21 protein-coding genes are annotated in these 22,128 nt (G+C 70.2%); 15 read left to right on the forward strand and 6 right to left on the reverse strand.

All coding sequences use genetic code 11. The annotated features are described in order from the left end of the window. The first annotated feature begins 52 nt into the window (after positions 1–52). The 5 genes from dapE to ACWA15_RS05570 all read left to right on the forward strand — a co-directional run bounded on the left by dapE (position 53) and on the right by ACWA15_RS05570 (position 5,018). Complete coding sequence (gene dapE / locus ACWA15_RS05550; RefSeq protein ID WP_464058443.1) at positions 53–1,183, forward strand: succinyl-diaminopimelate desuccinylase; 1,131 nt, start codon at positions 53–55, stop codon at positions 1,181–1,183. 119 nt (positions 1,184–1,302) lie between these two features. Beyond that, a complete protein-coding gene (locus tag ACWA15_RS05555; RefSeq protein WP_464058444.1) occupies positions 1,303–2,109 on the forward strand; it encodes an LOG family protein in 807 nt (268 codons plus the stop codon). 74 nt (positions 2,110–2,183) lie between these two features. Further along, complete coding sequence (gene folP / locus ACWA15_RS05560; protein WP_464058445.1) at positions 2,184–3,101, forward strand: dihydropteroate synthase; 918 nt, start codon at positions 2,184–2,186, stop codon at positions 3,099–3,101. Between the two features lie 139 nt (positions 3,102–3,240). Then, positions 3,241–3,408, forward strand: coding sequence for a DUF3117 domain-containing protein (locus tag ACWA15_RS05565; RefSeq protein ID WP_083942151.1), 168 nt, complete (start codon positions 3,241–3,243; stop codon positions 3,406–3,408). 2 nt (positions 3,409–3,410) lie between these two features. Continuing rightward, a complete protein-coding gene (locus ACWA15_RS05570; protein ID WP_464058446.1) occupies positions 3,411–5,018 on the forward strand; it encodes a leucyl aminopeptidase family protein in 1,608 nt (535 codons plus the stop codon). Between the two features lie 28 nt (positions 5,019–5,046). On the opposite strand, the gene ACWA15_RS05575 is transcribed toward ACWA15_RS05570, so the two are convergent. After that, complete coding sequence (locus tag ACWA15_RS05575; RefSeq protein ID WP_464059424.1) at positions 5,047–5,688, reverse strand: O-methyltransferase; 642 nt, start codon at positions 5,686–5,688, stop codon at positions 5,047–5,049. A 262-nt stretch (positions 5,689–5,950) separates the two neighbouring features. On the opposite strand from ACWA15_RS05575, the gene sigE reads away from it, so the two are divergent. The 7 genes from sigE (at position 5,951) to ACWA15_RS05610 (ending at position 12,273) form a co-directional block, all read left to right on the forward strand. Further along, complete coding sequence (sigE, locus tag ACWA15_RS05580) at positions 5,951–6,574, forward strand: RNA polymerase sigma factor SigE (protein ID WP_464058447.1); 624 nt, start codon at positions 5,951–5,953, stop codon at positions 6,572–6,574. After that, the gene (locus tag ACWA15_RS05585) at positions 6,571–7,569 is read left to right on the forward strand and encodes an anti-sigma factor (protein ID WP_464058448.1); all 999 of its coding nucleotides are present in this window, start codon (positions 6,571–6,573) and stop codon (positions 7,567–7,569) included. The genes sigE and ACWA15_RS05585 overlap by 4 nt, the downstream gene beginning before the upstream one ends. 110 nt (positions 7,570–7,679) lie before the next feature. Beyond that, positions 7,680–9,059 (forward strand): S1C family serine protease, encoded by a 1,380-nt coding sequence (locus tag ACWA15_RS05590; RefSeq protein ID WP_464058449.1) that lies wholly within the window; start codon positions 7,680–7,682, stop codon positions 9,057–9,059. A 2-nt stretch (positions 9,060–9,061) separates the two neighbouring features. Continuing rightward, the gene (locus ACWA15_RS05595) at positions 9,062–9,541 is read left to right on the forward strand and encodes a twin-arginine translocase TatA/TatE family subunit (RefSeq protein WP_464058450.1); all 480 of its coding nucleotides are present in this window, start codon (positions 9,062–9,064) and stop codon (positions 9,539–9,541) included. Positions 9,542–9,580: 39 nt separating this feature from the next. Then, positions 9,581–10,609, forward strand: coding sequence for a tryptophan--tRNA ligase (gene trpS, locus ACWA15_RS05600; protein WP_464058451.1), 1,029 nt, complete (start codon positions 9,581–9,583; stop codon positions 10,607–10,609). Continuing rightward, on the forward strand, positions 10,606–11,181 hold the full coding sequence (locus ACWA15_RS05605) for a 2'-5' RNA ligase family protein (RefSeq protein WP_464058452.1): 576 nt from the start codon (positions 10,606–10,608) through the stop codon (positions 11,179–11,181). The genes trpS and ACWA15_RS05605 overlap by 4 nt, the downstream gene beginning before the upstream one ends. Positions 11,182–11,190: 9 nt before the next feature. Beyond that, positions 11,191–12,273 (forward strand): YihY/virulence factor BrkB family protein, encoded by a 1,083-nt coding sequence (locus ACWA15_RS05610; RefSeq protein WP_464058453.1) that lies wholly within the window; start codon positions 11,191–11,193, stop codon positions 12,271–12,273. Positions 12,274–12,286: 13 nt separating this feature from the next. On the opposite strand, the gene ACWA15_RS05615 is transcribed toward ACWA15_RS05610, so the two are convergent. The 5 genes from ACWA15_RS05615 to sdhC all read right to left on the reverse strand — a co-directional run bounded on the left by ACWA15_RS05615 (position 12,287) and on the right by sdhC (position 18,009). Then, complete coding sequence (locus ACWA15_RS05615; protein ID WP_464058454.1) at positions 12,287–14,227, reverse strand: HNH endonuclease signature motif containing protein; 1,941 nt, start codon at positions 14,225–14,227, stop codon at positions 12,287–12,289. Positions 14,228–14,551: 324 nt separating this feature from the next. Beyond that, complete coding sequence (locus tag ACWA15_RS05620; RefSeq protein WP_464058455.1) at positions 14,552–15,316, reverse strand: succinate dehydrogenase iron-sulfur subunit; 765 nt, start codon at positions 15,314–15,316, stop codon at positions 14,552–14,554. Next, the gene (sdhA, locus tag ACWA15_RS05625) at positions 15,316–17,175 is read right to left on the reverse strand and encodes a succinate dehydrogenase flavoprotein subunit (protein WP_464058456.1); all 1,860 of its coding nucleotides are present in this window, start codon (positions 17,173–17,175) and stop codon (positions 15,316–15,318) included. Before sdhA ends, ACWA15_RS05620 begins: the two co-directional genes overlap by 1 nt. A 43-nt stretch (positions 17,176–17,218) precedes the next feature. Beyond that, positions 17,219–17,671 (reverse strand): succinate dehydrogenase hydrophobic membrane anchor subunit, encoded by a 453-nt coding sequence (locus ACWA15_RS05630; RefSeq protein ID WP_464058457.1) that lies wholly within the window; start codon positions 17,669–17,671, stop codon positions 17,219–17,221. Next, positions 17,671–18,009: a succinate dehydrogenase, cytochrome b556 subunit gene (gene sdhC, locus ACWA15_RS05635; RefSeq protein WP_464059425.1), complete on the reverse strand. Its 339-nt coding sequence runs from the start codon at positions 18,007–18,009 to the stop codon at positions 17,671–17,673. Before sdhC ends, ACWA15_RS05630 begins: the two co-directional genes overlap by 1 nt. Before the next feature lie 270 nt (positions 18,010–18,279). Between sdhC and ACWA15_RS05640 the strand changes: the two genes are divergently transcribed. The 3 genes from ACWA15_RS05640 to ACWA15_RS05650 all read left to right on the forward strand — a co-directional run bounded on the left by ACWA15_RS05640 (position 18,280) and on the right by ACWA15_RS05650 (position 22,017). Beyond that, positions 18,280–19,404 carry a mannose-1-phosphate guanylyltransferase gene (locus tag ACWA15_RS05640; RefSeq protein ID WP_464058458.1) on the forward strand — a complete coding sequence of 375 codons (1,125 nt, stop codon included), beginning with the start codon at positions 18,280–18,282 and terminating at the stop codon, positions 19,402–19,404. A gap of 75 nt (positions 19,405–19,479) precedes the next feature. Then, positions 19,480–20,673: an amidohydrolase gene (locus ACWA15_RS05645; protein WP_464058459.1), complete on the forward strand. Its 1,194-nt coding sequence runs from the start codon at positions 19,480–19,482 to the stop codon at positions 20,671–20,673. A 237-nt stretch (positions 20,674–20,910) separates the two neighbouring features. Beyond that, positions 20,911–22,017 (forward strand): BMP family lipoprotein, encoded by a 1,107-nt coding sequence (locus tag ACWA15_RS05650; RefSeq protein ID WP_464058460.1) that lies wholly within the window; start codon positions 20,911–20,913, stop codon positions 22,015–22,017. The last annotated feature ends 111 nt before the right edge of the window (positions 22,018–22,128 follow it).

A 22,128-nucleotide genomic window follows, 5' to 3' on the forward strand; every position in this document is an offset into this window, starting at 1 on the left:
GTGCGTCGTTCTCGGTTGGTATCCCTGCTGATCCGGACGGTAGCATCGCGAGATGCCTGCGAACGAGAGCCCCGCCGAGTCCGTCCTGCCCGCCGTCGTGCACCCGCTCTCCCTCGGCTCCGGCGTCGTGGCCCTCACCCGAGCGCTCTGCGACGTCCCGTCGGTGAGCGGGGACGAGGCCCAGCTCGCCACTCTCGTCGAGACCGCGCTGCGCGAGCTCGGGCACCTCGACGTCGTGCGCAACGGCAACGCGATCGTGGCCAGGACGATGCTCGGACGGGCGCAGCGGGTGGTTGTGGCCGGCCACCTCGACACCGTCCCGATCGCCGACAATCTCCCCGTGCGGGTGGTCGGTGAGGGCGCCTACCGCGAGCTGTGGGGTCGAGGGACGGTCGACATGAAGGGCGGGGTGGCTGTCCAGCTCGCCCTCGCGGCCGAGCTGGTCGCCCCGACCCGCGACGTGACCTGGGTGTTCTACGACAACGAAGAGGTCGCCTCGCCCCTCAACGGGCTGGGTCGGCTCGCCCGCGAGGCCCCCGAGCTGCTGCACGCCGACTTCGCGGTGCTGTGCGAGCCGACGGCGGCCGGCATCGAGGGTGGGTGCAACGGGACCGTGCGCGTGCACGTGCGGGTCCCGGGGGAGACCGCCCACTCGGCGCGGTCCTGGATGGGGGTCAACGCCATCCACGGCGCGAGCGAGGTGCTCAAACGGCTGGCCGCCTATCAGCCGGCCTCCGTCGAGGTGGACGGGCTCGTCTACCGCGAGGGGATGAACGCCGTCGCCATCCGCGGCGGGGTGGCCGGCAACGTCATCCCGGACGAGTGCGTGATCACCGTGAACTTCCGCTTCGCGCCGTCCCGGTCCGTGGACGAGGCGGTGGCCCACGTCCGTGAGCTCTTCGCCGGCTTCGAGGTCACGGTCGACGACGCCGCACCGGGCGCCCGTCCCGGCCTCGACGCGCCGCTGGCCGCGGAGTTCACCGAGGCGGTGCTCGCGCTGACCGGCGGGGTGCCCGCCCCCAAGTACGGCTGGACCGACGTCGCCCGGTTCGCCGAGCTGGGGATCCCCGCGGTGAACTTCGGCCCCGGCGACCCGCTCCTGGCCCACAAGGACAACGAGCACTGCCCCGCCGCCCAGATCGAGATCTGCTACACCGCCCTCCACGCCTGGCTCACCACCTGACCCGCCCCCCACCCCTCCGCTGAGTGCACGATCGTGTACGCGACACGCCGGTGCGACACGCTCGTTCTCGTGCACTCGGCGAGGGGTGGGAGGTGGTGGGGGAGGTTAGGCTCGGGGGCATGACTGACGAGGGAATGGCGCAGGTCGGCAAGGGGTACCGCAAGGGACCGGTCCTTCTCCGAGGAGAGCAGATCCCGGGCGAGACGACCGACCAACGGCTCCTCGACCGCCAGCACGACACCGACTGGGTGCACTCCGACCCGTGGCGGGTCATGCGCATCCAGAGCGAGTTCGTCGAGGGCTTCGGCGCCCTCGCTGAGGTCGGACCCGCCGTGAGCGTGTTCGGCTCGGCCCGCACCAAGCCCGACCACGTCGACTACGCGATGGGTGAGCAGGTGGCTCGTGGGCTCGTGGAGAACGGCTTCGCGGTCATCACCGGCGGCGGCCCCGGCGTCATGGAGGCTGCCAACAAGGGCGCCCGGCAGGCCGGCGGTCTCTCGATCGGCCTCGGCATCGAGCTGCCCTTCGAGCAGGGCATGAACGAGTGGGTCGACCTCGGCGTCAACTTCCGCTACTTCTTCGCCCGGAAGACGATGTTCGTCAAGTACGCCTCCGGCTTCGTCGTGCTGCCCGGTGGCTTCGGCACCCTCGACGAGCTCTTCGAGGCGCTCACCCTCGTCCAGACCCACAAGGTCACCGAGTTCCCGATCGTGCTCGTCGGCTCCGACTACTGGACCGGGCTCCTGGACTGGCTCCGCTCGGCCGTCGTCGACCGCGGGATGATCAGCCCGAAGGACCTCGACATCTTCACCATCGTGGACGACGCGGACGAGGCCGTCCGCGTCGTCACCGCCCGCGTCGCCGAGCTCAACCACCCGGCCGACCCGCTGCACGGCGCCGAGCCGCTGGGCGACGTCGTCGAGTGAACCGGCAGGGATCGTCGCAGCCACAGCCACAGCCACAGCCACAGCCACAGCCGCAGCCGCAGGTGCCCGGCCCGGTGCCGCACCGGGCCCCACCGCTCGTGCTGCGCGGCCGGGAGGTGGGCGCCTTCTCCCCGGCGATCATGGCGATCGTCAACCGCACGACCGACTCGTTCTACGCCGGTGCTCGCCAGTTCGACGACGCAGCAGCGCTCGTGGCCGTCGAACGCGCCCTCACCGAGGGCGCTGAGATCGTCGACATCGGGGGAGTGCGCGCGGGGACCGGGCCCGAGGTGACGGCGGTCGAGGAGATCCGCCGGATCGTGCCCTTCGTCGAACGTGTCCGCGCAGAGTTCCCCGACCTGCTCGTCAGCGTCGACACCTGGCGTGCCGAGGTGGCGCGGGAGGCCGTGGGGGTGGGCGCGGACCTGCTCAACGACACCTGGGCCGGGCACGACCCGGGCCTCGTCGAGGTCGCGGGCGAGCTCGGCGTCGGCGTCGTGTGCTCCCACACCGGTGGCGCAGCCCCGCGCACCGACCCGTTCCGGGTGAGCTACCCGCTCGCCCCGGGCAGCCCCGCCGGGACCGACCCGCGCGACGGCGTCGTCCAGGACGTCCTGGGGACGCTCGCCGCGGCCGCGAGGCGCGCGCTGGACTGCGGGGTCGCCCGCGAGTCGATCCTCGTCGACCCGACCCACGACTTCGGCAAGAACACCTGGCACTCCCTGCACCTGGTGCGCAGCACGAACAGGCTCACCGAGCTCGGCTTCCCGGTGCTCATGGCGCTGTCCCGGAAGGACTTCGTCGGGGAGACCCTGGACCTGCCCGCCGACGAACGGCTCGAAGGCACGCTCGCGGCGACGGCGGTGGCCGCCTGGCTCGGCGCGGCGGTCTTCCGCGCACACGACGTGCGCGCGACCCGCCGGGTCCTCGACATGACCGCCGCGATCCGCGGAGAACTGCCCCCGGCCCGCGTGCTGCGGGGCATCGAATGACCACCCGGGGGCGCCCGGGCGCCCCAGGTTTCGACTGAGGAACCCCTTCTCGGCGAGCGAGGGCGCAGGTCACACCCAGGGTGAACTAGAATATGGCCTGAAGACTGACGGCGGTATCGACGGAAATGGAGAGCCACCAATGGCTGCGATGAAGCCCCGGACGGGTGATGGCCCACTCGAGGTCACGAAGGAAGGCCGTGGAATCGTCATGCGGGTCCCGCTCGAGGGCGGTGGCCGACTGGTGGTCGAGCTCAACGCCGTCGAGGCGAGCGAGCTGGGCGAGGCGCTGCAGGCCGTAGTGGGCTGACCGTGTCCTCTCGGACCGGTTTCTCCTCTCACGCCGCGGCTCAGGCCGCGGCGCGCTTTGTCGGACGGCCTGTTCCCGAGGTCGTCAGCGCGGCAGGCACGATCGCCAGCTGTACGTTCCTCGACTCCGGTGACGTCGATGCGATCGCGGTCGCGATCGGCGCTCCGGTCGACGGAGACGACGAGCTCCAGCCCCGCGCCGGGACGGTCGACGCCTCCGCGCGGTACGGCATCGACCTCGCCGAGCTGGCCGAGCGCGCCGCCTTCAGCGGCTCCGCCGGGACTACCCACACGATCGACCTGCCCACCGCCCACACGGGCACGGGGCAGGGGTTGCCGTGGGCAGGCCTGGCCCGACGGATCATCTTCGTCGGGGTGGGCAGGTCGTCGACGACCGACCTGCGCCGGGCCGGCGCCGCTCTGGCACGCGCCACCGTGGGCCTGGCCCGCGTCGTGTCCCCGCTCGTGGGCGACACCTCCGAGGACGACACCCGGGCCTTCATCGAGGGGTATCTCCTCGCCGCCTACACCCCACCGCGGCTGTCCTCGAGCACGCCGCCCCGCGGGCCGGCCGACCAGCTGGTGCTGCTCGGTGACGTCCCCGAGCGTGTCATCGACGCCGCGACGCGTCACGCGTGGGCTACCTGGCTGGTCCGGGACCTCGCGAGCACACCCTCCAACATCAAGACCCCGCAGTGGTTCGCCGATCGCACGGGCGAGCTCGCCGAGATCGAAGGGCTCGAGGTCACCGTCTGGGACGAGGCGGACCTCGCCCGTGACGGCTTCGGCGGGATCCTCGCCGTGGGTGCCGGGTCGTCCCGTCCTCCGCGCCTCGTGACGATCAGCTACACGCCCTTCGACGACGACGTCGCCGAGCTGGCCAGCCACGTCGTGATCGTGGGCAAGGGCATCACCTACGACACCGGTGGCCTCTCGATCAAGGCTCGCGAGGCCATGGTCCCGATGAAGACGGACATGGCCGGGGCCGCCGTCGCGCTCGCTGCCGTGCTGGGTGCGTCCCAGGCGCGCAGCCGGCACCGCGTCACCGCGGTGCTGCCGCTCGCGGAGAACCACGTCGGCGCGGACTCCTACCGCCCCGGTGACGTGCTCACGCTGCGTGGGGGAACCCGCGTCGAGATCGCGAACACCGACGCCGAGGGGCGCATCGTGCTCGCCGACGCCCTCGCCTACGCCGACGCCGAGCTGGCTCCCGACCTGCTCATCGACGTGGCCACCCTCACCGGGGCGGCGAGCGTGGGCCTGGGGCGCGGGCACGGCGCTCTCTTCACGTCCGACGCCGACCTCGTCACCGCCTTCGAGGAGGCGGGACGCCGGTCGGGGGAGCAGGTGTGGCGACTGCCCCTGGTCGAGGACTACCGCCCGGCGCTGCGCTCGGAGGTGGCCGACCTGCGCCACGTCCCGAGCGTCCCTGCCGGGGCCGGCGCGATCACCGCGGCACTGTTCCTGAGGGAGTTCACCGGCTCACGGCGCTGGGCGCACCTGGACATCGCCGGACCGGCCCGGGCGGCCGCCTCCTCCCACGAGGTGAGCAAGGGAGCCACCGGCTACGGCGCGCGCCTGCTCCTGCGGTTCCTGGAGTCGCTCGACTGATGCGCGACGCCGCGCCGGCTGGACCTCGTCAGGAGTCCGCGCGGCGGACCGCCACGAGCAGTCCGTCGCCCACCGGGAGCAGCGCAGGCAGCACCCGCTCGTCGGCGCGCAGCTGACGGCCGACGTCACGGACCGCGGTGGTGGCCGGGTCGCGGTGCGCCGGGTCGGCGACGTGACCGCCCCACAGGGCGTTGTCGACGACGAGCAGCCCGCCCACGCGCAGCAGCCGCAGGGCCTGGTCGACGTAGGCGGCGCAGTTCGTCTCGGCCGCACTGACGAAGACGAGGTCGTAGGCGGCGTCGGTCAGCCGGGGCAGCACGTCGAGGGCCCGCCCCGAGATGGCCCGAGTCCGCGGCGAGCGGATCCCGGCCTCGGCGAAGGCCTTCTTCGCGGCGCGCTGGTGCTCCACCTCGACGTCGATCGTGGTCAGCACACCGTCGTCGTGCATGCCGCGGAGCATGGCCAGGCTCGCCACGCCCGTGCCGGTCCCCACCTCTACGACAGCATGTGCGCCCACCGCGGCGGTCAGCACCGTCAGCGCGGCGGCGCCGCCGGGCAGGATCGAGTAGCAGCCCAGCTGCGCGGCACGGTCACGAGCAGCGAGGACCACCTGGTCCTCGACGACGAAGTCTTCGGCGTACGCCCAGCTCTGAGCTCTGTCGACGGAAATGGTCCCCTCCAAGGGTGATAGGCGCAGGCACTGGTCTCAGGAGATGGTACCGTCGCAACCCGCCTGCGGCAGATCCTCCAGCGCGCCCACCTGCGCAGTCGTCATCAGTGTCCACCTGGGCTGGCCTGCACCGTCCTGTGCTGACCAGGTGAAGGTTCCCGGTGGTCGGGACGCGGATGAGACAACGACCCGCAGATGCTGGGACACTGAGGAGGTGCTTGAATCCCACGTCTCAGCTCCTGACCGCGCGCATGAGCGACCGGTGCCCGCGACCGTGCCCTGGGAGCCGCCGAGCTGGAAGTCGATCGTCGAGGACCACTCCGCTCGCGTGTACCGGCTGGCGTACCGGCTCACCGGCAACCAGCACGACGCTGAGGACCTCACCCAGGAGGTCTTCATCCGGGTGTTCCGCTCGCTGCAGAGCTTCACCCCCGGGACCTTCGAGGGGTGGTTGCACCGGATCACGACGAACCTCTTCCTGGACCAGGCGCGACGCAGGCAGCGGATCCGGATGGACTCGATGGGCGACGACGCAGCGCTGTACCCGGCCCAGGGGGACCTGCACGACCCTGAGCGCGGCTACGCCCACGCGAACCTCGACCACGACATCCAGCGTGCCCTCGACACGCTCACCCCGGAGTACCGCGCCGCCGTCGTGCTGTGCGACATCGAAGGGCTCTCCTACGAGGAGATCGCTGTGACCCTGGGGATCAAGCTCGGGACGGTGCGGTCCCGGATCCACCGTGCGCGGGCCCAGCTGCGCCTGATGCTCGCCCACCGTGCCCCTGTCCGCCCCGGTGGCGGAGTCGGGCTCACCAAGATCAACCCTCTTGACGAGCTCACGGCGGCGGACTCGCCTGCCCGGTCCGCCGGCGGCGCTGCGTGAGCAGCCACCTGGGCTCGCGGGTGAGTTCCCTCATCGACGGCCAGCTCGACGCGGCAGCTACCGACCGGGCACTGTCCCACCTGGCCGGCTGCCCGGACTGCGCCCGTGAGGTCCGCTCGGCCAGGGCCACCCGGGGTGTGCTCAGCAACGGGCTGAGTGACGTCTCGCCTGCTCCGGAGCTCATGTTCCGGCTGCTGGCGCTGGCGGGGCCGGCCGAACAGGCCGGGCGGGGTGGGGGAGCCGCGGGCCTGGCGGGCGCCCCGGAGCGGTTCACCGCGCCGCAGCAGCTGCCACCGCGGTGGCAGGCGCTCTGCGGTGACCTGCCGAGCCGGGACGTGGCCAGCGCGAGTCAGCCGCACGTCGTACGCCGCCGACGACGGATCCTCGCGGCCGCGCTCGTCGTGTCCGGCGTGGCTGCCTCGGGACTCTTCGTCCTGGGCGCGCGCCCGCTCGTGACGCCGGTCCGTCACTCCGCAGACGCCTTTACCGCTCTCGCCGGCGCCGTCCAGTGGACCCCGGAGACGAGCCCTGCCATCGTGACGGCGAGCGTCGACGGACCGGGCGGGCCTGGGGAGTACGACCACGAGGTGCTGGAATGGATGCAGGTCGAGGGCTGGCCCGGCCCGAACGCGCTCCCCGAGGGTCTGCAGGTCCGGTCGTTGCGCTTCACCGGGTCGGACGTGACGGTGCTCGAGGTGGACCTGGAGAGCCCGATCGGCGACGTCGTGATCCGGGAGCAGAAGGGGCAGCTGTCCCCGGCCATGCTCGAGGGGCTGAGCTCCGTCATGGTCGGTGACGCCCCGGTGTACGTCATCTCGGCTGAGCCGCTGCACCTGGTGTGGCAGTCCTCGGACACCGTGATCGACCTGGTCTCAGCGGCGTCCCTGGACGACGTGCTACAACTTGTCTCCACGTTCTCGGTCGATGAGTTCGACTCGGGGTTCCAGGCGCGCGTCGGGCGCGGCTGGTCCACACTGACAGGAGTGCTCTCGTGACCGAGCAGAACCCCGCCGAGACAGAGTCCGGGCAGCCAGGCCAACCAGGCCAACCAGGCCAACCGGGCCAACCGGGCCAACCAGGCCAACCGGGCCAGCAGGTGCCACCGGTGCCGCTGCCACCAGGACACGGCGCTCCGTCCTTCGCCTCGCAGCCCTATGCCGCGCCGTCCTACCAGGCCTCATCTCCTCCGCAGCACCCCGAGCACGCCCGCTATGCACCAGCCGGTGCGACAGGCGCTCGCCCCGCCGCGGACCCGCAGCCCCAGGTCCACGAGACGGCCGTCCTGCATCCCGCCGGGACTGGCTCCCCGACCGAGCAGTGGACCGGAGTGCAGGCCTGGTTCGAGCAGCCCGAGGAGGCCGGCGGACCGGCAAAGGCCGGCTCGCCGCGCCGGAGGGCCGTCGGCGCCGGGACCGTCGTCGCGCTGCTCGTCGGCGCACTGGTCATGGGTGCGGTCGGCGGCGTCGTGGGTGAGCGGACCTGGGACCGCCTGAACGGCGGTGGGGGGCAGCCGCTGCCGACGATCTCCGCCAACCCCGACATCACGCGCCCGGACGGGTCGATCGCCGACATCGCGGCGACGGTCTCCCCAAGCGTCGTCTCGATCCACGTCGCAGGAGCGGACGGCCAGGGCACCGGTTCAGGCTTCGTCATCCGTGAGGACGGCTACATCCTCACCAACAACCACGTCATCGCCGGCGCGGTGCCCTCCGGGACCATCCGGGTGACCTTCGTCGACGGGTCGGAGGAGGAGGCCACGCTCATCGGGCGGACCTCCGACTACGACATCGCGGTCATCCGCGTCGACCGCGACGGACTCACGCCGCTCGTCCTGGGGGACTCCGACACGGTGGTCGTGGGGGACCCGGTGATCGCGATCGGCGCCCCCCTGGGTCTGGAGGGAACGGTCACCAGCGGGATCATCAGCGCCTTGAACCGGCCCGTCTCGGCCGGGGACAGCTCGGACACGGCCTTCATCAACGCGCTCCAGACAGACGCGGCGATCAACCCGGGCAACTCCGGGGGACCGCTGGTCAACGGGTCGGGTGAGGTGATCGGCATCAACTCCGCGATCGCCCAGCCGCCCGGCACGATGGCTGCCGGCAACATCGGGCTCGGCTTCGCGATCGGGTCGAACCAAGCCCGCCGCACCGCTGACGAGATCATCGCGACGGGGTCCGCGACCTACCCGATCATCGGGGTGCTGCTCGACTCCGCCTACGACGGGGAGGGGGTCCAGGTCGTCACGACGTCCCAGACCGGGCAGGACGCGGTGACCCCGGGCGGCCCGGCTGACATGGCTGGGCTCAAGGCCGGAGACGTCATCCTCGCGGTGGACGGTCGCCCCGTGACCCAGTCCGACCAGCTCATCGTCGCCATCCGGGCCCAGGCGCCGGGGGATACCGTTGTGCTGCGGGTGCGCTCAGGCGATGATGAGCGTGACGTCTCGATCGTGCTCGACACGGCAACCAGCGAGGAAGACTGACGATGTTCGGAATCAACGGCGGCGAGTTCATCATCCTTCTGGTGATCGCGGTCCTCGTCATCGGCCCGGAGCGGTTGCCCGGGTACGCGGAGCAGCTCGCGGGCATCGTGCGCAGGGTGAAGACGTTCATGGCCGACACCAAGGTGAAGGTCTCGGAGGAGCTCGGGCCGGAGATCGGCGACGTCGACTGGGCCCAGCTCGACCCACGGCGCTACGACCCGCGGCGCATCGTGCGCGACGCGCTCCTGGAAGACACGATCCTCGACCCGCGGGTCAAGGCGAAGGCAGCTGGGGCGGCCAGCGCCGCGGCAGGCCTGGCTGCAGCCGACCGCGCGGCGGCCGGCGCGGCGTCGGCCACCACGCCCACCTCGGCCAGCACGCTCTCCTCGCCCGCCGGGACCGCGCCGACCCAGAAGTGGCCGGAACCGAAGCCGGGTCTCGACGTGGGAGCGCTCGCTCCCTTTGACGCCGAGGCGACCTGAGATTCGGAGAAAGCGTGGTCGTGCTGCCAGAATGTGCAGATGGCCAACGACGCACAGCGGCCCCGGATTCTCTCGGGGATGCAACCCACCGACGACTCGCTCACCCTTGGCAACTACATCGGTGCGCTGACCCAGTGGGTGGCACTCCAGGATTCCTACGACACCCTGTACATGATGGCGGATCTGCACGCACTGACCGTCAACCCGGAACCGGCGAAGCTGCGCGAGCGCACCCGTCGGACCCTGGCCCAGTACCTCGCCGGTGGCGTCGACCCGGACCGGTCCACCCTCTTCGTCCAGTCGCACGTCCCCGAGCACACCGAGCTGGCCTGGATCTTGTCCTGCCAGACCGGGTTCGGCGAGGCGAGCCGGATGACGCAGTTCAAGGACAAGTCCGCCAAGCAGGGCAACGACGGCACGTCGGTCGGTCTGTTCACCTACCCGGTGCTCATGGCTGCAGACATCCTTCTCTATGACGCCGCGCTGGTGCCGGTCGGCGAAGACCAGCGCCAGCACCTGGAGATCACCCGGGACCTCGCCGAGCGGCTCAACTCCCGTTTCGGTGAGGGCACCGCGGTCGTCCCCGACCCGCACATCGTCAAGGCGGTCGCGAAGGTCTACGACCTGCAGGACCCGACCGCGAAGATGAGCAAGTCGGCGACCGGCAAGGGGACGATCTGGCTGCTCGACGACCCGAAGGTGTCGGCGAAGCGGATCAAGTCCGCGGTCACGGACGCCGGGAGCGACATCGTCTTCGACCGGGTGAACAAGCCCGGGGTGTCCAACCTGCTGACGATCTTCTCCGCGCTGACCGGTCAGAGCATCGAGGCCCTCGAGGCGGAGTATGCGGGCAAGCAGTACGGCCACCTCAAGGTCGACCTTGCCGACGTCGTGGTGGACTTCCTCACCCCGTTCCAGGCGAAGGTCGACCACTACCTCTCCGACCCGGCCGAGCTCGACCAGCTGCTCGCCCGCGGTGCCGCCAAGGCTCGTGAGCTGGCCGCCGTCACGCTCAGCAGGGTCTACGACCGGGTCGGTCTGCTGCCCGCTGTGAGGCCTGCGCCGTGATCTTCCCCGTGCGGATCGGGGACCAGCGTCGCATCGGCGTCTCGATCGAGGTACCGGATCCCTTCGGACTCGAGCTCCAGTGCGCACGCAAGGAGTTCGGCGATCCCCTCGCCGACCTGATCCCTCCCCACATCACGCTGCTCGGACCGACCGTGGTCGAGCCGGCGGACATGGACGCGGTCACCGGGCACCTGGAGGAGATCGCCGGGTGCTTCCCCGCGTTCACGATGCGCCTGCAGAGCTCCGGGACCTTCCGGCCGGTCTCACCGGTGGTGTTCGTCCAGGTCGCCCAGGGTATCGCGGAGTGCGAGTCGCTGGAGCGTGCCGTGCGGTCGGGTCCCTTGGAGCAGCTGTTGCGGTTCAACTACCACCCGCACGTGACCGTCGCCCACGAGGTGCCCGACGTCGCGCTCGACGTGGCCTTCGAGACGATGGCGGACTACCAGGCCGCCTTCGAGGTGGAGGCGATCTCCCTCTACGAGCACGGTGACGACAACGTGTGGCGCCCGGTCCGGAGGTTCGCGCTCAACGTCGGGCGAGCCGCGGCCGTCCAGGAGGGCCCGAACTCCTAGGCTGTCGTGGTGACATCGACCAGCGCGAACCTGATGAAGCGCGTCCAGGCGATCGCGGCCTGGTGGAAGCTCACCCGAGCAGCCAGGGCGCTCACCCGGTACTCCCAAGCCAACGGCGCGCTGCTGTGCGGAGGCATCGCGTATTCCGCGATCTTCTCCCTCTTTGCCGGTCTGACCATCGGGTACACCGTCTTCATGTCGGTGCTCGGGTCCAACGCCGAGCTGCGCGACTCCCTGCTCGAGTCCCTCGACTCGGCACTGCCCGGGCTCCTGAAGATCAACGGCGGCGACGGCCTCCTCAACCCCGACGACCTCGTCATGACCACCAGCTTCACCGTGGCGGGCATCGTCGCCGTCGTCGTCCTTCTGGTCAGCGCGATCGCGTGCATGGGAGCGATCCGCAGCTCCGTGCGGGTCATGTTCGCGTTGCCTCCCGGGGGCGGCAGCGCCTTGAAGGCCAAGGCCCGCCAGTTGGGCGGGTTCGTCACGGTGGGCCTGGTCCTGCTCATCTCGGCCGCGCTGGGCATCGTGCTCAACGCCGCGACGGGGTGGCTGCTGGGACTGCTGGGGATCGAGGGTGCGAGCAAGGTGCTCTCCCCGCTCATCGGGACGGTCGTCGCCTTCGCGATCGACATGGGGACCTTCGCGCTCGTCGTCGTGCTCCTCGCCGGGGTCCGTCCCCCGCGCCGTGACCTGTGGTCGGGTGCGGCGCTGGCCGCCGCCGGGTTCGGGGTGGTCCGCTTCCTGGGAACGTCGGTGGTTGCCCGGGGAGTGGACACCAACCCTGTCGTCGCGTCCTTCGCGGTGATCGTCACGCTGCTGATCTGGATCAACCTGTCTGCGCGCATCGTGCTGACCGCGGCCGCGTTCACCGCGAACCTGCCCCAGGGGTTCCTCGAGCGTGCGGCGGACGAGACGGCGGCCAGGGACGCGATCATCGCGGTCCGGGAGAGGCCGGCGCTCGCACCGGCCGGCCATGAGGTCGCCTCCGTGGCTGTGGACGGAAGCCGAACGGCCTCCCCGGCCCGCCGTGCCGCGACCGTGTCTGCCGCGGTTCTCGCAGGCTTCCTCCTCGGCCGCCGCCGGCGCTGACTCGGGAGTCCCGCTAGGGATCGTCGACGAGTGTGCCGTGCACGGGATCGTCGACCAGTGCGCCGTGCACGACTGCTCGTTCCAGTCCCGACCGTCTGCCCTGAGAGTGGTTCACGACTCCCGGTCCTCTGACCGGTGAGGTGGGCATGCTGCCTCTGACGGATGAGCCTGGCGGGCGTCCCCTGACTGGTGGGTTTGGTGGGCTTGGTGGGACTGGTGGGTTTGGTGGGTCGGTCTCATCCAGGTCCCGGGGTGGGGCCTTCCCGACCGAGTGCCTCGGTGGTCTGATCCGGTCTCGACATCCTGGCGGCTGACTCGCGGCTGGCCGCCTCGACGAGGTCCAGATCGCGACGTGGTCGGCTCTCGTGCAGTGAGCCAGACTCACCTCGTGGTCGCCTCTCTCGTGGTCGTGGTCGTGGTCGTGGTCGTGACTGGAGTCTCGATCGGGTTGGGCCGCGTGTTCGAGTCCGGCCGCGAGCTTCGCTCCTGCGGCCGGCGGTGCTGTCAGCACGCGCTGGTATCCCACGCGGCAGTCTGCTCTGGCCGGGGATGCTTCCCGGCCCGGCGCTTCCCGGCCCGACGCTTCCCGCCCCTTGTGGCGGGTGGCCCGTACCTCGCGGGTTCCGCCGGTGCGGCGGTGGATGGTGAGGTTCTTGCGGTGCACCTCTTGGTGATGGAAGCGGCAGAGCAGGATGCCGTTGTCGAGGGAGGTCTCTCCGTGGTCTCGGTCCCACCAGTGGATGTGGTGGACCTCGCACCAGCGGGCGGGGTGGGCGCAGCCGGTGAACTGGCAGCCGCGGTCGCGGGCGATGATCGCCCGGCGTTGCTCGCGGGAGTACACCCGTGCGGTGCGGCCCAGGTTGACCGGGACGCCCTCTGCCGTCACCACGATCCGGGTAAGCTCGGCGTCGCACAGGATCCGGGCGACCTCGCTGAGCGGGACCGGGGTCCCGTCCTCGAACGTCACCGGATCCACCAACCCCGGCACACCCACCTCAGCACCGACGTCAGCGTCGGGACTGGCGCCCGCGGCTTCGGCTGCTGCTTGGGCGGCGCGGCGGGTCAGCTCACGCTGGGCCTGGGCGAACGTGGCCTCGGTCATGATCACCGACACGTGCGGGCGCACCAGCGCCCCACCTTTGAGGGAGCCCCCGTTGACTGCCCGGTCGGCCACGTCCACCAGGGCGTCCGCGCACCGTTGGCCGTAGTCACGGTCGTCACCGGCCTCGGGGCGGTTCATCGCCGCCTCCACCGCGATCTGCACGCTCTGCCCGGCCACCACGTCCAAGAACCCCTTGATGTGCGTGCCGGTCGGGGTGTGACTGATCGAGAGGAACCGGCGCCGACGCGACTCCTCGTGCGTGGCGTCGTGGGCGACGCTGTCCCGGCGCGCCAACCACTGGTCCGCGGTCTTGGCGAACGAATCCGCATCCTCACCCGCCGCCAGGTCCACCAGCTCGCGCGTGTCAGCACTGCTCAGCGCCCCACGGACGGTGCGCTGCGCCCGCTCGCGGACCTTGCCCAGCACCTGCGCGTGCACCAACGTCACCGCACCGGTGGCCACCGCGTCCGCGGCCTCGGGGGACTCCTCCAGCATCACCGCCACGCTCACCTGCGTCCGCGCGGACCGCAGCCCTTCACCGGAGACCTGCCCCCGCCACGCCTCGAACGAGGCGAACCCCGCCTCCTTCCACACCGCACACTCGCGCTCGGCGACCAGCAACCCCGCCCGCTCCGCCGTCAACACCGCGATCGACCGATCCAGCTCCGCGATCCGCGCGCACCGCACCCGCGACTGCACCACCACCGACACACCAGCCGGAGCGGCCGGAGCAGGCAGCCCGACGCTCGCGCCCGGCACCTCACCGAACAGCGTCAACCCACCCGAGCTGCGCGTCGCAGTGCTCGCGGTGCCCGCCGCGGTACCCGCCGCTCTGCTCGCGGTGCCTGCCATGACTCACCACCCGACGTCACTGTCGAAAGACGAAAAACCATGCCCGAGAGAACCCATATCGCCCGGTTCCCAACCACTACCCCGACCCTAGCCCGACCCTCCGACATTCAATCCGAGGGCCCCACCACCAGCCGACCACCACCCCAGAAACCCCGGAATCCCGGGCCTCCCAACCCCTACCCCGACCCTAGCTCGACCCTCTGACATTCCCGACCAGGCCAACCCACCCACCCCCCAACGCGACGACGGCGGCCCCAGGAAGGGACCGCCGTCGGGCAGCGCAGTGAAGCAGGGCAGTGCACGCTCCGCACGGAGCGAGCAGCCTCAGAAGGCTCGGGTGATCATCGCCCGCTTGACCTCTTGGATCGCCTTGGTGACCTCGATGCCACGCGGGCACGCCTCGGTGCAGTTGAAGGTGGTGCGGCAGCGCCACACCCCTTCCTTGTCGTTGAGGATCTCCAGGCGCTTCTCGGCGCCCTCGTCGCGCGAGTCGAAGATGAACCGGTGCGCGTTGACGATCGCGGCCGGGCCGAAGTACTGCCCGTCGGTCCAGAACACCGGGCACGACGACGTGCACGCCGCGCACAGGATGCACTTGGTAGTGTCGTCGAAGCGCTCACGCTGCTCGGAGGACTGGATGCGCTCACCGCTGGGCTGGTTGCCGGTGGTGATGAGGAACGGCATGATCTCGCGGAAGGAGGCGAAGAACGGCTCCATGTCCACGACGAGGTCCTTGATCACCGGCAGGCCCTTGATCGGCTCGACGGTGATCGGCTTGTCCGGGTTGACGTCCTTGAGGAGCGTCTTGCAGGCGAGCCGGTTCCGGCCGTTGATGCGCATCGCGTCGGACCCGCACACACCGTGGGCGCACGAGCGACGGAAGGTCAGCGAGCCGTCCTGCTCCCACTTGATCTTGTGCAGTGCGTCGAGCACGCGGTCGGTGCCGTGCACCGGGACGACGAACTCTTCCCAGTACGACTCCTCGCCGCGGCCGGACTCGGGCAGGTAGCGCCGCAGCCGGATGGTGACGTCGAAGCTGGGGATCTCACCGATCGCCGTGGGGGCGGAGGATTCCAGGGTGGCAGTCATCAGTACTTTCGCTCCATCGGCTCGTACCGGGTCATGGTGACGGGCTTGGAGCCGAGCATGACCTTGTAGTTCTCAAAGTCGGAGACGTGCGTGAACGCGTTCTCCGGTGCGATGTCACCCTGGCCGGCCTCGGCGAGAGCGGTGGCTGCCTCGGTGCCGTCCAGGGGACGACGGTAGGCCATCGTGTGACGCATGTAGTTGGCGTCGTCGCGGTCGGGGAAGTCCTCGCGGAAGTGCCCGCCGCGGGACTCCTTGCGGTTGAGCGCACCCAGCACGACCGTCTCGGCGATGTCGAGCAGGAACCCGAGCTCGAGGGCCTCGAGGAGGTCGGTGTTGAACATCTTGCCCTTGTCCTGGACCGAGACGTTCTTGAACCGGGCCTGCAGGGCGCGGATGTCGTCCGTGGCCTGGGTCAGGGACTCGTGGGTGCGGAACACCTGGGCGTTCGCGTCCATCGTGACCTGCAGGGCGGTGCGCACGTCGGAGACCCGCTCACCCTGGGGACGCTCGCGCATCTCCTCGAGCTGGGCGATCGTGCGGTCCGCGGCGTCGACGGGCAGGTCGTGGAACTGCGCGGTCTTGGCGTAGGCGGCGGCGGCACGGCCGGCCCGCTTGCCGAAGACGTTGATGTCCAGGAGCGAGTTGGTGCCCAGGCGGTTGGAGCCGTGCACCGAGACGCAGGCGACCTCGCCGGCAGCGTAGAGGCCGTTGACGACGTCGGTCTCGTTGCGCAGCACCTCACCCTCGATGTTCGTGGGGATGCCGCCCATCGCGTAGTGGGCGGTGGGGTAGACCGGGATCGGCTCGGTGTAGGGCTCGATGCCCAGGTACGTGCGCGCGAACTCGGTGATGTCGGGGAGCTTGGCGTCGATGTGCGCAGGCTCGAGGTGGGTCAGGTCGAGCAGGACGTAGTCCTTGTTCGGCCCGGCGCCGCGGCCTTCGCGGACCTCGTTGGCCATCGACCGCGCCACGATGTCACGGGGGGCGAGGTCCTTGATGGTCGGGGCGTAGCGCTCCATGAAGCGCTCACCGTCACCGTTGCGCAGGATGCCACCCTCACCGCGGGCGGCCTCGGAGAGCAGGATGCCCAGGCCGGCCAGACCGGTCGGGTGGAACTGGAAGAACTCCATGTCCTCGAGCGGCAGCCCGCGACGGTAGGCGAGGGCCATGCCGTCACCGGTGAGGGTGTGCGCGTTGGACGTCGTCTTGAAGATCTTGCCGGCCCCGCCGGTGGCGAAGATGATCGCCTTGGCCTGGAAGATGTGGATCTCGCCGGTGGCGAGGTCGTAGGCGACGACGCCGGTCGCGTTGACCGTCTCGCCGTCGGCGACGTTCCCCGCGGAGAGGTCATGGTCGACGATGAGGTCGAGGACGTAGAACTCGTTGAAGAACTCGACGTCCTGCTTGATGCAGTTCTGGTAGAGCGTCTGCAGGATCATGTGACCGGTGCGGTCCGCGGCGTAGCACGCACGACGCACGGCGGCCTCGCCGTGGTTGCGGGTGTGGCCGCCGAAGCGACGCTGGTCGATCTTGCCCTCGGGCGTGCGGTTGAACGGCAGACCCATCCGCTCGAGGTCGAGCACGGCCTCGATGGCCTCCTTGGCCATCACCTCCGCGGCGTCCTGGTCGACGAGGTAGTCGCCACCCTTGACCGTGTCGAAGGTGTGCCACTCCCAGTTGTCCTCCTCGACGTTGGCCAGGGCGGCGCACATGCCGCCCTGGGCAGCGCCCGTGTGGGACCGGGTGGGGTAGAGCTTGGAGATGACCGCGGTGCGCACCTGGCCGGAAGACTCAAGGGCGGCGCGCATGCCCGCGCCGCCAGCGCCGACGATCACGACGTCGTACTGATGGGTTTGCATCGGGGACGATGCCTCCTCGTGACGAGTAGGGGGGACGAAAGAGCTACGTGCAGATCGAGGGGAGCAGGTCCGCGGGTGCGCCGACGGGGCACGGGGTGAACGTGAAGATCACGAGCGTGCCGACGACGGTGACGACGACGAAGGCGACGTACAGCGCGATCTTCAGCCACATCCGCACCAGAGGACGCTCGGCGTAGTCGTTGATGATCGTGCGGACCCCGTTGGTGCCGTGCATCATCGCGAGCCACAGCATCATCAGGTCCCAGACCTGCCAGAACGGGCTCGACCACTTGCCACCGACGAAGGCGAAGTCGATCGCGTGCACGCCTTCGCCGACCATGAGGTTGACGAAGAGGTGACCGAAGACGAGGACGAGGAGGATCACGCCGGAGGCGCGCATGAAGACCCAGCCGTACAGCTCGAAGTTGGTCCGGGTGGTCTTGAGCCGCTTGTAGGCCTCACGCGGGTCGGGCAGCGTGGGTGCGTGCGTGGTCATCAGTGGCCTCCGCTGAAGACGTTGATGAGGTGGCGGGGAAGGAACCCGGCCATCGTGACGACGAACAGTCCCACCACGACCCAGAGCATGACGCGCTGGTACCTAGGACCCTTGGCCCAGAAGTCCACCAGGATGATGCGGATACCGTTGAAGGCATGGAACACGATGGCGGCGACGAGGCCGGCCTCGCCCAGACCCATGACGGGGGTCTGGTAGGTGCCGATCACCGCGTTGTACGCCTCGGGGGAGACCCGCACGAGTGCGGTGTCGAGGACGTGGACGAGTAGGAAGAAGAAGATCAGCACGCCGGTCACGCGATGCGCGACCCAGGACCACATGCCTTCGCGGCCGCGGTACAACGTGCCAGCAGGTGCACTAGGCACTTGGGCGCCTCCTGTGGCGAGATCAGGGGGGCGGAACTGGCAAGTCCGGTGCTCCCGTGGAGATCGTGGGCAACGTTGTCCACGACCGTCTGTCACAACCCACTGTAGTGAACGTTCTGTGCTCGATCGGTCGAGGACGGCGCGCGACGCGACCTCAGTACGCAATCGTGACCTATGTCACCTCAGCGTCGAGGCGATGGGTCCGCACTCAGTATGCTCAGGACCATGCCTTCGACGACGACTCCCATCCCTGACTTCTACGCGGTCATCCCTGCCGGCGGGGCGGGCACGCGCCTGTGGCCGCTGTCCCGGTCGGGTTCGCCGAAGTTCCTGCACGACCTCACCGGCTCCGGCCGGTCGCTCATCCAGGCGACCGTCGATCGCATCACCGGCCTGACCGGCCCCGGCGGCGTCGTCGTGGTCACTGGGACGGCGCACGCCGCCGCGGTCGGCGCCCAGCTCCCTGAGGTCGACGCGACGAACATCCTCGCCGAGCCGTCCCCGCGCGACTCCATGGCCGCGATCGGCCTGGCTGCGGCGGTGCTCGCGGAGCGCTCCGGCGACGTCGTCATCGGCTCCTTCGCCGCCGACCAGGTGATCACCGGTGCCGCGGCCTTCGAGCAGGCCGTCCGCGAGGGTGTGCGCGCCGCGCAGGAGGGCTACGTCGTGACGATCGGGATCGCGGCCTCGCGCCCCTCGACGGCCTTCGGGTACATCCACAGCGGCGAGCCGCTGGGTCTGGACGGCGCCCCGAGCGCCCAGCACGTGGTCGGCTTCACCGAGAAGCCGGACGCGATCACCGCGCAGCGCTACCTCGCCACGGGGGAGTATCGCTGGAACGCCGGCATGTTCATCACCAAGACCTCGGTCCTGCTCGGTCACCTCGCCACCCAGCGCCCGGCGCTGCACGCGGGCCTGATGACCATCGCGAAGGCCTGGGACACCCCCGAGCGCGAGGAGGTCCTGGCCCGGGTGTGGCCCGGGCTGGAGAAGATCGCGATCGACCACGCCGTCGCCGAGCCGGTGGCCGACGCGGGCGGCGTCGTCGTGGTCCCGGGCAACTTCGGCTGGGACGACGTCGGGGACTTCAACTCCCTCGCCGCACTGCTCCCGGCCGACGACGAGGCGGGCTCGAAGGTCCTGGGCGACGCCGGCCAGGTCGTCCGTGTGCAGAGCGCGGGCTCGGTCGTGGTCCCCTCGGGCAAGCGCGTCATCACGATCCTCGGCCTCGACGACGTCGTCGTCGTCGACACCCCGGACGCGCTGCTGGTCACCACCCGGGCGCGCGCGCAGCAGGTCAAGGACATCGTCGTCGAGCTCCGCGAGCGTGGGCTCGAAGAGCTGCTCTAGGCATCGCGCGCGGTGACCGGTATCAGCGGGCGAACGGCGGCACTGGCGTACCTGCGACGGGACTAACCTCAGGAGGTGAGTCAATTCGCCACTGCCGCCCGGGTCGTCGAGCTTGCCGAGCAGTTCCACGAGGAGCTGGTCGCCATCCGCCGCGACATCCACGCCCACCCTGAGGTCGCACGCACCGAGACCCGCACGACGGCGCTCGTCGCCGACCGCCTGACCCGCGCCGGCCTGGAGCCGCGGCTGCTCCTCGGCACCGGCCTCACCTGCGACATCGGTCCCAGCCCCGCGCTGACCGGGCTGCGCCGGATCGCGCTGCGCGCGGACATCGACGCACTGCCGCTCGTGGAGACCACCGGGCTGCCCTTCGCCTCCACCGTGCACGGTGCGGCCCACGCCTGCGGGCACGACGTGCACACGACTGTCGTGCTCGGCGTCGGGCTGGTGCTGGCTGAGCTGCACAAGGCCGGGGAGCTCACCCGCCCGGTCCGGCTGATCTTCCAGCCGGCCGAGGAGGTCCAGCCCGGCGGTGCGCTCGACCTGCTCGACCAGGGCGTGCTCGACGGCGTCAACGAGATCTACGCGGTGCACTGCGACCCGAAGGTGGACGCCGGGAGCATCGGGACCCGGATCGGGCCGATCACCTCCGCCTCGGACGAGGTGACCGTGACCGTGAGCTCCTCGGGCGGGCACACCTCCCGCCCGCATCTGACCGGGGACGTCGTCTACGCCCTCGGGCAGATCATCACCCAGGTCCCGGCGGTCCTCGGGCGCCGCCTCGACCCGCGCTCGGGGGTCAACCTCACCTGGGGCGCGGTCTCGGCGGGCCAGGCGCACAACGCGATCCCCACCACCGGCACCGTGCGGGGCACGCTGCGCTGCCTCGACGTGCGCGCCTGGGAGCAGGCCGCCCAGGTGCTGCACGACGCCGTCGAGCAGATCGCCGAGCCCTACGGCGTCGGCGTCGAGGTCGTCCACCACCGCGGTGTCCCGCCGGTCGAGAACGACGAGCTGTGCACGACGGCGCTGGAGACGGCCGCCCGCGAGGTGCTCGGCCCGCACTCGGTCCTGCTCACCGAGCAGTCCCTCGGCGGCGAGGACTTCGCCTGGTACCTGACGAAGGTGCACGGGGCGATGGCCCGGTTGGGGACCCGCACCCCGGGCGGGCGCACCTACGACATCCACCAGGGCGACCTCCAGGTGGACGAGCGGGCGATCGTCGCGGGGGTCGCGGTGCTGGCCAGGGTCGCGGTCACCGGGCGATAGCGCAGCGCACCGACCAGGAATCTCATGATGTGGACGTCGGTGTTCGGTCCGCAGACTGTGCTTGCAGTTCCATAACGAACCGCGCGTGTTACGCCCCAGTAACAGCGCGTTAACCTCGCCACCACTAGGGTTCAAGTGAACAAAGGGCTGCCCGGCCCGTGATCGCGAAACAGCAGCGTCGCTGGCGTGCTCTAGACCTGATCGGGCAGCTCCTCGACAAGCACACTTGGAGTTCCAGTGAAGAGAGTTGCTCAGTTCGCGGCGATCACCGCCGTCGCAGCCTTGGCCCTGACGGCGTGCGGCGACGCCCCCGACGACAGCGCGACCACCGCAGGTGGTGGCGCGACCACCTCCGCCGGTGCCGAGGCCACCGACTTCAAGGCCTGCATGGTCTCCGACTTCGGCGGGTTCAACGACAACTCGTTCAACCAGTCCGGCTTCGAAGGACTCGAGAAGGCGAAGAGCGACCTCGGCATCGAGACCGCGACGGCGGAGTCCACCGACGCCGGCCAGTACACGGGCAACGTCGACTCCATGGTCCAGGCCAACTGCAACCTCATCGTCACGGTCGGGTTCAACCTGGCCGACGCGACGGCGGCCGCTGCCGACCAGACCCCCGAGCAGAACTTCGCGCTCATCGACTCCGGGGTCGACCCGGCGCGTGAGAACGTCAAGCCGCTGCTGTTCAACACCCAGGAAGCCGCCTTCCTCGCGGGCTACCTCGCCGCAGGCATGAGCGAGACCAAGACCGTCGCCACCTTCGGCGGCCAGCCCTACCCGTCCGTGACGATCTTCATGGACGGCTTCGTCGACGGCGTCGCGAAGTTCAACGAGGACAACGGCGACTCCGTCAAGGTCCTCGGCTGGGACAAGGACACCCAGCAGGGGTCCTTCTCGGAGACCTTCGAGGACAAGGGTGTGGGCACCTCGCTCACCGACGGCTTCATCGCCGGTGGCGCTGACATCATCCTCCCCGTCGCCGGACCGGTCGGTGAGGGTGCGCTCGCATCCGCCAGCCAGCACGAGGGCGTCAAGGTCATCTGGGTCGACTCCGACGGCTTCATGCAGGAGAACCTCGCCCAGTACAAGGGCCTGATCCTCACCTCGGTCATGAAGGAGATCGGCCAGTCCGTCTTCGACGTCATCGAGACCACGAGCACCGGCGACTTCGACGCCACCCCGTACGTGGGCACCCTCGAGAACGGCGGCGTCTCGCTCGCTCCGTACCACGACCTCGAGTCCGAGGTCCCGGCCGAGCTCCAGGCGCAGATCGACGCGCTCAAGGAGCAGATCATCAGCGGCGACCTCGTCGTCGAGTCCGTCAGCGCGACCCCGGTTCAGTAGTCTCCGAGCGAGTGGCCCTGGGCTGATGCCCAGGGCCACTCGCGTCTGTGCCGGACGACTCCCAGCGTGGGAGAGTGATGGCAGTCACACCTGTCCGGCATCCGTCGAATG

This window comes from Sanguibacter sp. TS_SC_8, assembly GCF_055361235.1.

Bases quoted from the DNA above. Each gene is read 5' to 3' on its own strand.
- dapE (WP_464058443.1), top strand. From the start codon at position 53: ATGCCTGCGAACGAGAGCCCCGCCGAGTCCGTCCTGCCCGCCGTCGTG.
- ACWA15_RS05555 (WP_464058444.1), top strand. From the start codon at position 1,303: ATGACTGACGAGGGAATGGCGCAGGTCGGCAAGGGGTACCGCAAGGGA.
- ACWA15_RS05565 (WP_083942151.1), top strand. From the start codon at position 3,241: ATGGCTGCGATGAAGCCCCGGACGGGTGATGGCCCACTCGAGGTCACG.
- ACWA15_RS05595 (WP_464058450.1), top strand. From the start codon at position 9,062: ATGTTCGGAATCAACGGCGGCGAGTTCATCATCCTTCTGGTGATCGCG.
- trpS (WP_464058451.1), top strand. From the start codon at position 9,581: ATGGCCAACGACGCACAGCGGCCCCGGATTCTCTCGGGGATGCAACCC.
- ACWA15_RS05615 (WP_464058454.1), bottom strand. From the start codon at position 14,227: ATGGCAGGCACCGCGAGCAGAGCGGCGGGTACCGCGGCGGGCACCGCG.
- ACWA15_RS05620 (WP_464058455.1), bottom strand. From the start codon at position 15,316: ATGACTGCCACCCTGGAATCCTCCGCCCCCACGGCGATCGGTGAGATC.
- sdhA (WP_464058456.1), bottom strand. From the start codon at position 17,175: ATGCAAACCCATCAGTACGACGTCGTGATCGTCGGCGCTGGCGGCGCG.
- ACWA15_RS05630 (WP_464058457.1), bottom strand. From the start codon at position 17,671: ATGACCACGCACGCACCCACGCTGCCCGACCCGCGTGAGGCCTACAAG.
- sdhC (WP_464059425.1), bottom strand. From the start codon at position 18,009: ATGTGGTCCTGGGTCGCGCATCGCGTGACCGGCGTGCTGATCTTCTTC.
- ACWA15_RS05640 (WP_464058458.1), top strand. From the start codon at position 18,280: ATGCCTTCGACGACGACTCCCATCCCTGACTTCTACGCGGTCATCCCT.